Below are 13,647 nucleotides of genomic sequence, written 5' to 3'. Positions count from 1 at the left end.
TTAAAAAAACGGCCTTTACCGCTTCTGCCAAGCTGACATTTTGCGGCGCAGCCTCGACGTCCCCGCTTCATAGAGGAAGCGAACGACTATATTAAGAAGCACCACCAGTACGGACATCGCAGCGGCTGCTGCCGTATCTCCCGCGTCATCCATGCTTACGATGGATACCGAAGCTAGCCGCAAATCCGAAGCGTACAAGAAGACCAGCGCAGAAACCGTCACCATCGCATTTACGAAAAAATAGACTGCCATTTCCAAAATAGCTGGCAAGGATAACGGCACCGTAATGCGAGCGAACGTGCGCAGCTTCGAAACATTCATAGACTCAGAGACGTTATCAAATTCCTTGTCCAGCATTTTCAATGTGGCTGTCGCGGTCATGAAAGGAACCGAGTAGAAATGCACGACATTCGCCAAAACAAGGATGACCATCGTCCCGTATACAAAGTGAAACGGGTTCGCCGGATGATTAAAGAAATAAATATAGGATAGTCCGATGACGAGACCCGGAAGCGCAAGCGGCAGGATAGAAAGGAAATACGCTGCTTGCCTGACCGGACGACAGACACGCCCATTTTCGATTAAGTAGGCGAACATAAAGGTTACGATCGTTCCGATAATCGCTGTCCACGCCGCCATCTCGATGCTGTTCCAGAACGGATCGAACCCGCCTGCCGCCGCATTTGAGAAATCGAAGTTGCTCCAAGTAAACGACATGTCATACGGCCATTTCTTCACGACGGAGGCGAGTATGACCGCTCCCATCAGCAGCAGTATCAAGGCTGACAAAATAATGGCGTAAGCATAAGCCCATACATTGCGAAGCCGATTGTTCTTCACGGAATAAGGAACCGACTTCGATGTGACATAAGCCTGCTGCTTCCGCGTAACGATTCGGTCAACGACGAAGGCGATAATGGCGGGAATCGTCAGCACGATGCCAACTACAGCGCCCATGGACATATTTTGCTGACCGACGACCTGCTTGAAGATATCGGTTGCCAGTACGTTAAACTGTCCGCCAACGACCTTCGGCGCGCCAAAGTCGGTGAAGCTGAGCGTAAAGCAAATGACTACCGCGCTTAGCAGCGCGTATTTTACAGACGGCAGCGTAATCGTCACCATTTTCCGCAAACCGCTGGCTCCCATCGACTCGGCAGCCTCGTATAAGCGATAATCGCTGATTGCCAGTCCTGCGCACAAAATAAGAAATGCCTGCGGAAACGTGTAGATGACCTCCGAAATAATGATGCCTGTCGACCCATAGAGCGGAATTCGCCATTCGAACGGCAGCAGGCCGAACAAGCCTGTAGAAATAAGCCCCTGGTGACCGAACAAGTACGTAAGGGCAATTCCATGCATCATCGTTGGCGCAAATAAGGGCAGCATGGCGAGCGCTTTGAAGAACGATTTTCCTTTTATGTTCGTGCGCGTCAATACATAGGCTAGTCCAAAGGCTAGCGGAACAGCGATTGCCGTTGTAGACGCCGATACCGTGACCGTGTTCAGCATCGATTGAATGAGCGATTTGGACTGCAGATAGGTTGCAAAATTGGTTAGGCCAGCTAGATTGCCTTTGGAATCAACGAATGCCTGTTTAAACAACGATAACAGCGGCAGCACGATAACCGTAATCAGTGCAAGCAAAGAAACGATCAGCATCAGCTTCATCAGCCAGTTGCTCTCCAGCCTGCTCCTCTTGGTTCTCTTCATCCATGGCATAGGCAAGGCTTGATTTGATTTTACTTTCATTCCCTACACCTCTACGATCGCAGCGCCAGCCGCCGGATAATGAAGCATACGCTCCTGCGGCAAATGAAGATGAAGCCGCTTGTTGCGCGACCACTCGAACCGGTTCGCGATTTGCGCCGAAATGTCTACCGTTACATGGATGTCCGTCTGCTTGCCGAATTCATTAGCCATCTGCAGGCTGACACGGTAGAAAGCGCCACGAAATTCCACATGCTGAACAAATCCGCTCATCCCGCCGTCCAATTGATGAGAAGCTAAGTTTGGCTGCTCTTCAATCTGAATATGCTCCGGTCTGATCGCGAGCAAATCATTTGGGTCAGCATCGCCCCACCTCATGGTTCCCGCCGGGAAAAAGTTAATCGCCCCGATAAAATCAGCGACAAACGGCGTATTCGGCCTATCATAGACCTCCTGCGGCGTGCCGATTTGCACGACTCGCCCGTGATCCATGACGACGATTTGATCCGCCATCGTCAGCGCCTCCTCTTGGTCATGGGTAACCATTACCGTCGTAATGCCCAGCTGCTCTTGCAGCTCGCAAAGCTGCTCCCGCAGCTTCTCTCTTACCTTCGCATCCAGCGCAGACAGCGGCTCATCAAGCAGCAAAACGTCAGGCGAGAGAGCTATTGCTCTCGCCAGCGCGACGCGCTGCTGCTGGCCTCCCGAGAGCTGCGTTGGATACCTGTCCCTTACTTCAGTTAATCCAATAAGCTCGAGCATCTCCTTCACTCGTTCTTCAATTTGGCGCTTCGGCTGCTTGCCTTTGAGCCCATAACCGATGTTGTCGCAAACGTTCAGATTCGGAAACAGCGCATACGATTGAAAGACGATGCCAAAGTTGCGCTTGGCCGTAGGCTGCATCGTAATATCGTTGCCATCCAGAATGACCGTGCCAGTATCCGCCTGCTCAAGGCCTGCTATAATGCGAAGCAAGGTCGTCTTGCCGCAACCGCTTGGGCCTAATAAACAGGTGAATTTGCCTTTTGGAATATGAACGCTGACATCATGGAGCGCTTGAAAGCTGCCGAATGCCTTGCGAATACCGTTAATCGCCAATCCTTCATTTTTCATTCTCATTCTCCTTGCATCCTCGTTTTCAAGCATCATATACGCTATCATTAAGTGGTGGCTTCGCTTCGTTAACCTATTTGTATTCTAAAATAGTTTTGTTAACTGCATGTCAAACGCAAGTAAATATTGTGTGTTTAATTGTTTTATGATTGATTTAATTGTTTTATTGGCATGAAGATCGGATTATATGAAGCTATTAGCTTGTTTTTATGTTTTTTTAATAGCAAACTACCAACCAAACAAAGGACGGACTCCAAGCCAATGAACACTATTATTTTTGATCTGGATAATACGCTTATATGGGATGAGAAAAGTACAGAGGAGGCGCTCGATGCGACATGCAAGGCAGCGAAGCTGGCAGACGACTCGGCTGCCATCCTTCTTAAGCAGGAGGTCATAAGCCATGCTCATTCTTTATTTGAGGAGCTGGAGGGGCATTCTTACCTAGCAAATATTGAAGTAACGGCGATGGAAGCATTGTGGGCTCGCTTTGACGATGGGGCTGCGCCGGAGCTTCGGCGCATGCGAGAGCTTGCACCCTTTTATCGTAAAGCGGTATGGGGAAGCGGATTAAAGGAGCTGGGCATTTATAACGAAAAGCTGGCTGCCGAGCTTGCGGAAACCTTTCCGGCGGAGAGACGAAAGCGTCCTTATATATATGAAGATACTTTTAAAGCGCTGCATTCTTTACATACAAACTACCCGCTCATGCTGCTCACGAACGGTACGCCTGATTTGCAGAAAGAGAAGCTGTTTGGCGTGAGCGGCTTATCCGCTTTTTTCAGCCATATTGTCATTTCCGGTGAGGTGGGCTGCGGCAAGCCTTCTCCAAAAATTTTCGAGCACTGCATGGAGCTTGCGGGGCTGACACCTGAGCAATGCTTAATGGTCGGGGACAATTTGTTTACCGATATACTGGGGGCAAGCCGATCTGGAATTGCAAGCGCCTGGTTGAATCGATCAGGGCTGAAGCTTCCAAGCAACGCCGCTCGGCCAACCTTTGAAATCAAGTCGCTTCTCGAAATTGAAGCATTGCTTCCACTCAAGCCAATCGGCTGATATTATAATCGCTCGAATCATCGTAGAATAAATACAGCTGCAGCTTGTCCCTAAAGCATAAATATAACATCCCCGCGGCTTAGGCCTGCGGGGATGCTATTATGGTTGCATTTAGTGGATATACGCATAGATCGGATTACGTGTTAGCTCTTGCTTGGCAATGATTACAGCCAAGAACGAGATATAATGACAAGTAGGATAAAGAGAACGAGAATAAATCCAATGCTTGAAAATCCGCCGCCGCAATTGCTTACGCCTGCAACTGGATAAGGTGCGCAGTGTCCAGGTCCTACATTAGCACCTGCTACTCCATAGCTCATGTGTTCATCTCCTTTTTGTTAACTTACACAGTATCCTATGATTCTGAGTGAAAAACGTATGGGCTTTTGGAGGAAATGAGCAAATGCCTAAATGGTTATTTATGGGGTATATTGAAACGCCTAGCATGATGATTTTGATACCGAACTGAATGGTCTGCAAATTGAAAAAAAATGCTCACCGCAGACCATAGTAGTCAGCGGCGAGTCTTTTGGGGAAATGTTCAATGTGTTTAATCATGGTTTGAGTTTCTTCTAGTCGCTCGCTCTACCTTCGCTTTCAGCTCACTATCAATATGTTCGATCACCGATTTAGGAATCCATTTCTCCCAGCCTGCCCTGTATGCATTAGCTGTCAGAGACAGCCAAGTGTGATATATAATCCCTAGCGTAATGGTATAAAAGAAAAGTCCAGGCATACTTAGCATCGAATCTAGCAGCTTGGAAAGGACGGGCAATGCCAGGAGAAATAGAGTTCGTAGCACCCCGATCATCCCATATTCAGAGGAGCAGGTTTTGTCTTTATGTGAGGCAGCTATGCCTGTTATCCAATCTAGCGCAATTACGATTATTAGAAGTGTTATTGGTATTAAACGGCCTTGGCCATATGCCGCGTCTATTAAAGGCTCAAAAAAAGCGCCCAGCGCAGCTGCGGTTAGCTCACCATCTAGGAAATAATCGGATAGCATTTGTTTGTTCATGAAGAACCTCCTTTTCATATTGGAAATCGATTTCAAGCTCTAGCGCCTACCTCTGATCCACCCCCCTTCCTAGGAAAAACAAAAGGGACGCTCGGTATTGTCCACCGCTCGTCCCCGCTTATGATCTATTGCACAATATCATAATAGCACGGTTATTTGAGCGAAAACGGACATTAGCCGGACAGAAAGCGGACAACCTCCGCAAGCGCCTTTTGCTTCCACCTTCGGAACGTCCGATCGACGATTCCAAGCTCAGAAGCAACAAATTCTGTAGGCTTCCCTTCAATAAAGCGCAGCTTCAGCAGCCGAGCGTATTCGGGTTCATAGGCTTCGAGCGCGTCGAGCGCTTGGTCGATGTCTTGCAGCTGCTTCTCAATATCTTGAAGCTCGCTGATTTTATCAATCACACCCATATAGCCCTCAAACCCTGCCGAGCCTGCTCGCGCTTCAAGCACCTTCTCGATCTTTTTCTCCAGCTCCCTCAGCAGCTTCTCATCCTCTGGACTCGCAGTCGCACGGCTTCTAATTACTTCGCTTAGCTGCGCTTTTGTTCCAAGCGGATATTTCGATAGGTTGGCATGCGCCGCTGCCTCGATCCGCTGCTCCTGCTCATCCAAATACATATAGGAAGGCAGCTTCCGCAGCTGTCGATGGAGCTCCTGCAAATGATCATCCTCCGACATTGCGCTTAGCCGTACGCCAGGGCCAACCGATGTCCCCTCCAGCTGTTTCTTTCTTGCTTTAAGCCGTTTGTAAGCATTTAATTGATCAATCACGTGTTGTTCCTGTTTCATTCGCATAACCTCCCATAGGTTTTAATTGACTTTTGGTATTTTAAATACCGTTCATGTCAAAAAAATATAGTGGATGGATTGGTATTGACAATACTATTAATGGAAAATATACTAACAAAGAAGTAGTTAAAATAGCCATTCGGCTTTTCTGATAAATTGCTGTATGTGTTCGTCTGATGAATCTCATTGTATTCGGTATTTTAATTACCGTCAAGTATTTAAAATACCGAATATTGAAAAAATGGAGGGTATTTAAAATGTCATTAGGAACGAGAATAAAGCAGCTGCGCGTCGAGCGTGGGTTAACACAGCAGGATGTCGCCTCGAAGCTTGAGATGGGCCGATCCAATTTTGGGCATATCGAAAATGACCGGGTTACGCCAACGAGCGAGGACCTGCAAAAAATGGCTGACATTTTGAATACGACCACCGATTATTTGCTTGGCCGCGATGCTGCTTCGGCAACAATACCCGATTGGGCAACGTATAAAGATAAGCGCGACTTTAAGAAGCTGCTTGAGGAAGACGGGGAAATTATGTTCGATGGCGTTCCGATGAGTGCTACCGATCGCCAGCGTGTCATGGATGTGCTGACCGGACTGTTCTGGGAGGCGAAGCAAATGAATAAGCACAAAAAAAAGAACGAGCCGAAGGGCGATGCTCCTGATGTTGATGCCAAAGGGTAGGTGATGCTATGGATAAAATGATTTTAAAGCTCATTCGAAAATTCAAAACTAACGATCCATTCACCATCGCAGAAGGCCTTGGCATCCATATTCGTTACGCCGACCTCGGACAAGGCACGCGCGGTCTCTATTTCAAAAAGCTGCGCCGCCGGTTTATTGTCATTCACGATGCGCTGCCGGAGGATTGGCGCCGGTTCGTATGCGCGCATGAGCTTGGGCATGACCGGCTGCATCCTGGATTCAATCGCTTTTGGCTGGATGAGCAATCTTTTTTTAATGTGGGAAAGTATGAGCGGCAAGCGAGCAAATTTGCCGTACGGCTGCTGACAGCCGGCGATTCTCCCGCTGCGAGCGAGACGCTTGAGGAGCTTCTTATGCGCAATCGCGTTCCCGCGGAAATGCATAAGTTTTATTTTTGAAGCGAGGTTTTATTATAAAACGCAGTGCTGGTGTTAGATAGACTAACTTGAACAATCTGCAAGCAGTCTAGAGCTATGACAAACCTATTCTAGGCTGCTCCTCTTCCTACTCCCACAACATGTTCGCACTTTTTTGCGATTTTTGCAGATTGCTTCAAAGTAACTTTCGATGGATTAGTCTATTTTCTAGACCTATTTCCGTGAATCGAGTTAGTTTAATGATAATAGATCTAGTTTCTAGATCTATTTCCTTGCGAAGGTGCCCAGATGGCGATTTGATGGGAGTACGTGCTGAAATAAGTCTATTTTCTAGACCTATTCCCGTGAATCGAGTTAGTTTAATGATAATATATCTAGTTTCTAGATCTATTTCCTTGCGAAGGTGCCCAGATGGCGATTTGGTGGGGGTACGTGCTGAAATAAGTCTATTTTCTAGACCTATTCCCGTGAATCGAGTTAGTTTAATGATAATAGATCTAGTTTCTAGACTTATTTCCTTGCGAAGGTGCCCAGATGGCGATTTGATGGGAGTACGTGCTGAAATAAGTCTATTTTCTAGACCTATTCCCGTGAATCGAGTTAGTTTAATGATAATAGATCTAGTTTCTAGACTTATTTCCTTGCGAAGGTGCCCAGATGGCGATTTGATGGGAGTACGTGCTGAAATAAGTCTATTTTCTAGACCTATTCCCGTGAATCGAGTTAGTTTAATGATAATATATCTAGTTTCTAGATCTATTTCCTTGCGAAGGTGCCCAGATGGCGATTTGGTGGGGGTACGTGCTGAAATAAGTCTATTTTCTAGACCTATTTCTGTAAATTGAGTTAGTTTAATAATAATAGATCTAGTTTCTAGATCTATTTCGAAACGACCAGTCATTCCACCACATACGTCTACTATCTTCATTAAAAAATGGAACCACGCTATAAAAGCCATGATCCCATTCCATCATTCCTTCATTCCTTCATTCCATCATTCCTTCATTCCTTCATTCCTTCATTCCATCCGTTTTACGGATTCAAAACCTTCTGTGCCATCATCGCAAGGTCTAGAATATCGACCTTTTTGTCGCCATTCAAGTCGGCCGCTTTGGCAGCGTTCCAATCCGGACTGCTGCTGTCCTTGCCATAGTGGCTTGCCATGATCGCCAAATCTCCCACGGAGTATCTGCCGTCTTCATTCAGATCGCCGTCTGAGCCGCTGCCGCTGTCTTCAATCCTTACTGTAAGCTCCGCGGTCGCCGCTTCTGTCTCGTTGCCCTCTCCATCCGCCAATACCGCTTTAATTACCGAGATTTTTCCAGAGGCAGCAGGGGCTCCTTTTGCCTTAAAGACTACATCAAGGAGCAGCAGCTCCTGCTTGACCTGATGGTCGTCGCCTATGTTCACCAGCACGATGCGGGCACTGCCTTTTCCGTCATCAACGACCTTCACGACTTCAATTCCGTCCGCTGCAGAGTCTACCTGCGTCAGCTCGAACAAATTCGCATCATAGCTTAGTGTAATATCCGAGGCGTATACGGAATCCGTCACGTTTGCCGCACCGAGCTTCACTTTAAACGTCGAGCCTTCTTTCACGCTGCTAGCGCCATCCAATGTCATGCTTAGCGGCGCTTGCTCGTTTAACGATTGAACCGTGAAATAGTCAACATCCGCATTGATCGATGTGCTATCCAGCGCGGAAAAACCGTAGATGCCGATCTTGACTTGACCCAGCTCTGCCGTTAGCGGATCTGCAGCTTGCTGCCACACGCTTCCATTCCAGAAATAAGTCGTATACACATTTCCGACTTTTTGGATTTTCATGAATACATCATCCGTTCCCGGATGCTTCGCCATATTCGCCGCCTTCGAATATTTCTTATTCACTTCCTTGGCCGTTTCTAAGCTGTATCCCGCTGCACCAAGCGTATCCCACACATGGCCATATCTCACGTAGTTATCAACATCCTGCCATACGATTAAGCCGGCTTGCTGGTGATTTTTACGGACAGGGGCGGTTAACTTTATCGTTGCCTCAAAATCTTCGCTCGGAAGGTCGCGCAGGAACACGTTTTTGATGTCATTCGACGACTCAAACAACTCCCCTCTTTGCGTCACAATCCGCAAGGAGCCAGGGTTATCCGTAAGCGTCCAGCCGCTAGCATCCGCATTATGAATGCTCCATTCCTCTTTTAAGGCTGGCTTATCGAACGAATCGACCCATGCCTTCGTCGGAATCGGCGGCGCTGCTTTCATCACGCTTTTCTCGAACTTCACGAGCGCTGCGTTCAACGCATTGATCGCCTGCTCGATCTCTTCGGCCGCAGCATCCGGCTTATCCGCCACAATCTGCGCTGCTGCAATCGCTGCCGCTAAAGCATCCTTTGCCGCCTGCGGATATTGGCCAGGCTCTTCGCCGACAACCGCCTTATCAAGCGCAGCTTGTGCTTTCGCTATCGCATTCGTTAAATCCGTAACGTGGAAGCTGCCGATTAACTCCTTATGTGCCTGCGCAAGGCGGTTAAAATCTGCTTTCTCAACCTTGCGGTCATAGGAGAGCAGTCCGTTAATCTCCATTTCAACATCTGTTATTTGGGTGTACACCGCAGCGCTAAGTCCCGTTTTCTTTAATTCCTTCAGCTGATTAATGAAGCTCACGTAACGATCCGTCAGCTTCGCAACGCTTTCCTGCTCCTCGTAGCTAAATACGTTGGAGTTCCACTCATGCCCTGGCACCTTCAGGCCGAGTCCGCCGTATTCACCGAGTACAGCTGCACGGGTATCCGTAGCATTCGGCGCATTAGGCGCCGGATAGTTATGCATGTCGACGAGATGGCCGACATTTTTATCCGTCCAGCCGCTCGCGTTATTAATGAGGCGTGTCGGATCGTAGCTCATCGCCCAATTCGTCAACCGTTCCGTATCGTATTGTCCCCAGCCTTCATTAAACACCGTCCAGACGACAATGGAAGGATGATTGCGGAACTGGTCGATCATTTCCTTGAATTCCTTCTCGAGATGTGCCCGGTTATCGGCTGAATCGCCGAATTTGCTCACCTGATCCTGCCACACCACGACGCCGAGCTTATCGGCCCAGTAGAACCAACGATCAGGCTCTACCTTCATATGCTTCCGTATCATGTTCATGCCAAGCCGCTTCGCCGCTTCGATATCAAACTTCAAGGCTTCGTCCGTTGGCGCTGTGTATAAGCCATCCGGCCAATACCCTTGATCGAGCGGTCCCATTTGGAAAATAAATTTGCCGTTAATAAGCGGACGCATAATCCCGTCTACTTTGCCAAGCTTTATGTCCCGCATGCCGAAATAGCTGGCTACTTCATCCACGCTCGTCGGGCCTTTCACCAGATTAACCTTTAGGTCATACAAGAACGGATCATCTGGCCACCATAGCCGCGGATTCGGAATTTGAATCGACAATTCCTCGCCTACTGCTCCGTTTATGCGGGCTACTTCCTGTCCTTCCTTTAACACAATCGCTTCGACCGTTTCATCGGTAACGCCGCTGCTTCCAGTAACCTTCAATTTCAACGAATCATTAGCAAGATTCGGTGTCATGTCCAGCTTTTCGATCGAGGCAGCAGCTACCGGCTCCAGCCACACCGTCTGCCAAATGCCCGATACCGACGTATACCAGATCCCTTCCGGCACATTCCGTTGTTTGCCGATGGTATAGCCGCCTTCGTCCGTCGGATCTGTCACATACACGATCAACTCATTTTGCCCCGCTGCCAATTGATCGGTTATATCAAAGCTAAAGCCCGTATAACCGCCGCGATGCTTGCCAACCTCATGTCCATTGACATAGACTGTCGCTTCAAAATCAACGGCTCCAAAATGAAGCTGCACTCGGCTACCGCTCCAATCGGCAGGAAGCGTAAATTGCCGTTTGTACCACATTTCCTCTTCCTGGCGCTCCAGTCCGGATAGCTGGGACTCTACAGCAAAAGGAACGAGAATCGTTTCGCTTAATTTTTTGCCCGTAGGCAGGTCCGTTTGCTTGCTGCCGCTCTCAAACTCCCACTCGCCGTTTAGATTGAGCCATTTGTCGCGAGCTAGCTGCGGGCGCGGATATTCCGGCAATACTTGGTCTTTATCCACATCCTCTGCCCAAGGCGATTGAATCATAAATTCGGAGCCGTTAGTCACCTTTGTAGCTACAAACGTTGACAAAGGCTGTCCGTCCTTCCTCAGAATCCCGCCTTGCCCATCATACGTCAGCATAATTGCGTTATCCGGCTTATAGACGGGAATATCCCACTTTAGCTGAATAACGGATGGATCGTTCGCTTTCAGGACTGCGCTGGTCGGAATATGATTGCGCAGTCCGGCTGCAACCGTAAAATGCTTAGCCGCATCAGCCGGAACGGACTGCAACTCGCTGCCAAATCGAAGCTCCGCTTGCAGCCCATCTTGCAGAATGGCACTCTGATCAGGGCTGTGATTCACATATCCCGCTGGCAGCAGAAAGGCACTCTCCGGAATAACCTGCTTCGCCAAGCTTGCGCCGGACCATTTTAAATGAATGTTGGCACCGCCAAAGTCCTGGAAGTATTCCAATTTAAAGCTAACCTTCTTGCCTGCTTCCAAATGAATCGCCGCGCTCGTCTGCTCCTTGTCCCAATCATTAACCCAGTGATCGATAGCCAGCTTGCCGTCGATCCATAGTCGGAAGCCGTTGTCCGCCATGATATAGAACTTGTAATCATCCGTATCCGGCGCCTCCAACTCGCCCGTCCAGCGGACGGCATTAAACTCATCCTGACCCGTAAACGCTTTCAGAATAGGTTTAATATTTGCAAAATCAATCTTAGCATCTACTGTCGTAATCTTTAACGTTTTAAAATCAAATTGCCCTCTTCCCGATGTCGTGTAATATTCTGCCTTTAATCCACGGTTCTCCGCACTGGTGCCCGCCTCAGCCTCTGCCGCCATTGCAGTAGACACGCCGAACACCTGCAGGATCATCATCACAGTCATGATAAGTGAAACGGTACGTTTTCTCATTCGTTTCAGCTTCCTTCCCTGATTCCTGATTTGACGTGCAATTAAAGCGAGCTTTTTCGTTCATCCATTTTTTGCATCGTTCCCCCTTCCCGACAAGAGTATTGTACAAATAATCGATTGGTAAGTATTTGTAATATTTGGCGAAAAGTTGTGAATTCCCGCCGTACTTTTAAATACAGAAAGAGGCCTCCGATCGTTCAGCACGTGAACGAGGGAGGCCTCCAGCCTGACGAATATAGAAATCTTTTTTTGCACAGAAGCTCATCTTCTTAATAAGGGCTTTCAACCTTCATAATATCGAGGAAAGGAACCTTTGTTAGGCTACCCATATGCTCGACATGAACCTTCTTCGTTCTTGAATCGAGCGCTGTAATGACGCCTCTTACTTTCTCTTCCGCCGCCCAAATCGTCAGCAGCAGCTCCGTGCCTTCCTGCTTGGCCTCTACCAATCTCTCGCCCAGCTCCTCAAGCTCAAATTCATCTCTTGTTGGCCGCTTCGGTCCTTTTGCCATCCTTTTTCCCCTCCTGCTATGTATGGCAACTGTATTTTCAATAAAAAAGGATCTCCTCCGCTCCGAGGAGACCCTAATCCTATCCATTTAAGTTACGCGAATAGATCTATTATAGCATGTTGGCGTTTGACTCTGTTAGCGGTAATACAAGAGTAACCAAATGTTTTCCTTATGCTTCTCCAGCTTATTGGACCTTATGATCGTGATTTCTCCTTAAATAGAACCAGCCTAGCAATAAAATCGGAAGCAGCACGCATACCGTCAGGTCGAACAAGGGCCAATCGTTTTTATTGATTTCATTATATACAACAATATTCGGGATGCTGATTACAGAGCCTACCAATAAGATCATAGCAAGAGGTATCGTCAGCATATTGCTCTCCTTTAACCGAAGCAATTGGGTTATCCCTTGCGTAATGGCATAAAAAATAGCAAGCGTTTTAAAGAACACGGTTACGATCCAGATAAATGCAAGAATGGCTTCTATTCTCTCCAGAAAACCCCCGACCCTTATTTTCTGAGCGAGTATGTACATCGGATAATATTTAGTCTCCATTAAGCTTGAGCCGAGCACTAACACACACAGAAGGACGGTTATTAATAGTATCGCGCCCCCTAAAGCGATTCCCAGCAAGAGCGGCTTCATCGTCCCTTTTTTACCCGAAACATGCGGGGCAAGCATTAATATAACGAAAACCTCCGAGAACGGGATCGTAAAGGAAGAAAGTACGCCGTTCATGACTGGCGCAAGCCCTTCGGCGAGCACAGGCTCCATCTTGGAGAGCTCGATTTGCGGCAGGAGGAAGACGAGCATAAACAGAAATAACACCAGAAATACGGGAAAAAGCAGCTCTCCCATTCGGGCAAATGCTTCCACGCCAAGTCGGTAAGCAATAATAATAACCGCCATAAATAACATAACAATTGCGTTAATCGGTGTCTCCGGCATGAGCTGCGTCGTCATGAATTGACTCATTTCGCTCGTTAAAGTCATATGGATATAAAAGAAATAAGTGAGAAGCAATAAGCCGACGAGGCTGCCCGCCACATTCCCCAATGAGCGCTGGATGAACGTAATCATCCCGACGCCTTTCATCATTTTCGCCAGCAATCCGAATAATACGCCTGCCGCAAGTCCGAAGAAGAGGCTGATCAGCATCGAAATCCACGCGTCCTGCTTAGAGGTATCCGCGATCAACGTTGGAATAACGAACATGGAATCCCCTATCGTATACATAAAAACCAAAATCATAAATTGCCTTGCCGATATTTGGACATTGCTGCTTGCCATGCCGTTATCCATCGATTCTCCTCCCCCTTCTTAACCAC

At 47.9% G+C, this 13,647-nt stretch carries 11 protein-coding genes; 3 read left to right on the top strand and 8 right to left on the bottom strand.

The genetic code is table 11. The features are described 5' to 3' along the window. Positions 1-15 precede the first annotated feature (15 nt). Positions 16-1,722, bottom strand: a complete 1,707-nt coding sequence (locus HI950_RS26385; RefSeq protein ID WP_169089535.1) for a putative 2-aminoethylphosphonate ABC transporter permease subunit — start codon at positions 1,720-1,722, stop codon at positions 16-18. Positions 1,723-1,755: 33 nt separating this feature from the next. After that, positions 1,756-2,823: an ABC transporter ATP-binding protein gene (locus HI950_RS26380; protein ID WP_169089378.1), complete on the bottom strand. Its 1,068-nt coding sequence runs from the start codon at positions 2,821-2,823 to the stop codon at positions 1,756-1,758. A gap of 261 nt (positions 2,824-3,084) precedes the next feature. On the opposite strand from HI950_RS26380, the gene HI950_RS26375 reads away from it, so the two are divergent. Further along, positions 3,085-3,882, top strand: a complete 798-nt coding sequence (locus HI950_RS26375) for an HAD family hydrolase (protein ID WP_169089376.1) — start codon at positions 3,085-3,087, stop codon at positions 3,880-3,882. A gap of 164 nt (positions 3,883-4,046) precedes the next feature. Here HI950_RS26375 and HI950_RS26370 read toward each other — a convergent pair whose 3' ends face one another. From HI950_RS26370 to HI950_RS26360, 3 genes are all read right to left on the bottom strand, one after another. Further along, positions 4,047-4,202: a sporulation protein YjcZ gene (locus HI950_RS26370; protein WP_187768168.1), complete on the bottom strand. Its 156-nt coding sequence runs from the start codon at positions 4,200-4,202 to the stop codon at positions 4,047-4,049. Between the two features lie 230 nt (positions 4,203-4,432). Continuing rightward, the gene (locus tag HI950_RS26365) at positions 4,433-4,900 is read right to left on the bottom strand and encodes a phage holin family protein (RefSeq protein ID WP_169089374.1); all 468 of its coding nucleotides are present in this window, start codon (positions 4,898-4,900) and stop codon (positions 4,433-4,435) included. A gap of 173 nt (positions 4,901-5,073) precedes the next feature. After that, complete coding sequence (locus tag HI950_RS26360; protein ID WP_169089372.1) at positions 5,074-5,694, bottom strand: ECF-type sigma factor; 621 nt, start codon at positions 5,692-5,694, stop codon at positions 5,074-5,076. Positions 5,695-5,951: 257 nt separating this feature from the next. Here HI950_RS26360 and HI950_RS26355 point away from each other — a divergent pair, with 257 nt between their 5' ends. After that, positions 5,952-6,380, top strand: coding sequence for a helix-turn-helix domain-containing protein (locus tag HI950_RS26355; protein ID WP_169089370.1), 429 nt, complete (start codon positions 5,952-5,954; stop codon positions 6,378-6,380). Positions 6,381-6,388: 8 nt separating this feature from the next. Beyond that, the gene (locus HI950_RS26350) at positions 6,389-6,799 is read left to right on the top strand and encodes an ImmA/IrrE family metallo-endopeptidase (protein ID WP_169089368.1); all 411 of its coding nucleotides are present in this window, start codon (positions 6,389-6,391) and stop codon (positions 6,797-6,799) included. A 1,011-nt stretch (positions 6,800-7,810) separates the two neighbouring features. Here the strand turns inward: HI950_RS26350 and HI950_RS26345 are convergent. The 3 genes from HI950_RS26345 to HI950_RS26335 form a co-directional block, all read right to left on the bottom strand. Next, the gene (locus HI950_RS26345) at positions 7,811-11,806 is read right to left on the bottom strand and encodes a PA14 domain-containing protein (RefSeq protein WP_169087421.1); all 3,996 of its coding nucleotides are present in this window, start codon (positions 11,804-11,806) and stop codon (positions 7,811-7,813) included. Between the two features lie 269 nt (positions 11,807-12,075). Continuing rightward, on the bottom strand, positions 12,076-12,318 hold the full coding sequence (locus HI950_RS26340) for a YolD-like family protein (protein WP_169087420.1): 243 nt from the start codon (positions 12,316-12,318) through the stop codon (positions 12,076-12,078). Positions 12,319-12,502: 184 nt separating this feature from the next. Next, positions 12,503-13,621: a GerAB/ArcD/ProY family transporter gene (locus HI950_RS26335; RefSeq protein WP_169087418.1), complete on the bottom strand. Its 1,119-nt coding sequence runs from the start codon at positions 13,619-13,621 to the stop codon at positions 12,503-12,505. Between the last annotated feature and the right edge of the window lie 26 nt (positions 13,622-13,647).

The organism is Paenibacillus sp. PL91 (assembly GCF_012935325.2).
Lineage (GTDB): Bacteria > Bacillota > Bacilli > Paenibacillales > Paenibacillaceae > Pristimantibacillus.
Note: the sequence above shows the minus strand (reverse complement) of the source record. Positions and strands in the feature narration are given on the sequence as shown.

What these genes read in the sequence shown, in the direction of transcription:
- HI950_RS26385 (WP_169089535.1), bottom strand. Translation starts at nt 1,722, where the DNA reads ATGCCATGGATGAAGAGAACCAAGAGGAGCAGGCTGGAGAGCAACTGG.
- HI950_RS26380 (WP_169089378.1), bottom strand. Translation starts at nt 2,823, where the DNA reads ATGAAAAATGAAGGATTGGCGATTAACGGTATTCGCAAGGCATTCGGC.
- HI950_RS26375 (WP_169089376.1), top strand. Translation starts at nt 3,085, where the DNA reads ATGAACACTATTATTTTTGATCTGGATAATACGCTTATATGGGATGAG.
- HI950_RS26370 (WP_187768168.1), bottom strand. Translation starts at nt 4,202, where the DNA reads ATGAGCTATGGAGTAGCAGGTGCTAATGTAGGACCTGGACACTGCGCA.
- HI950_RS26365 (WP_169089374.1), bottom strand. Translation starts at nt 4,900, where the DNA reads ATGAACAAACAAATGCTATCCGATTATTTCCTAGATGGTGAGCTAACC.
- HI950_RS26360 (WP_169089372.1), bottom strand. Translation starts at nt 5,694, where the DNA reads ATGAAACAGGAACAACACGTGATTGATCAATTAAATGCTTACAAACGG.
- HI950_RS26355 (WP_169089370.1), top strand. Translation starts at nt 5,952, where the DNA reads ATGTCATTAGGAACGAGAATAAAGCAGCTGCGCGTCGAGCGTGGGTTA.
- HI950_RS26350 (WP_169089368.1), top strand. Translation starts at nt 6,389, where the DNA reads ATGGATAAAATGATTTTAAAGCTCATTCGAAAATTCAAAACTAACGAT.
- HI950_RS26345 (WP_169087421.1), bottom strand. Translation starts at nt 11,806, where the DNA reads ATGAGAAAACGTACCGTTTCACTTATCATGACTGTGATGATGATCCTG.
- HI950_RS26340 (WP_169087420.1), bottom strand. Translation starts at nt 12,318, where the DNA reads ATGGCAAAAGGACCGAAGCGGCCAACAAGAGATGAATTTGAGCTTGAG.
- HI950_RS26335 (WP_169087418.1), bottom strand. Translation starts at nt 13,621, where the DNA reads ATGGATAACGGCATGGCAAGCAGCAATGTCCAAATATCGGCAAGGCAA.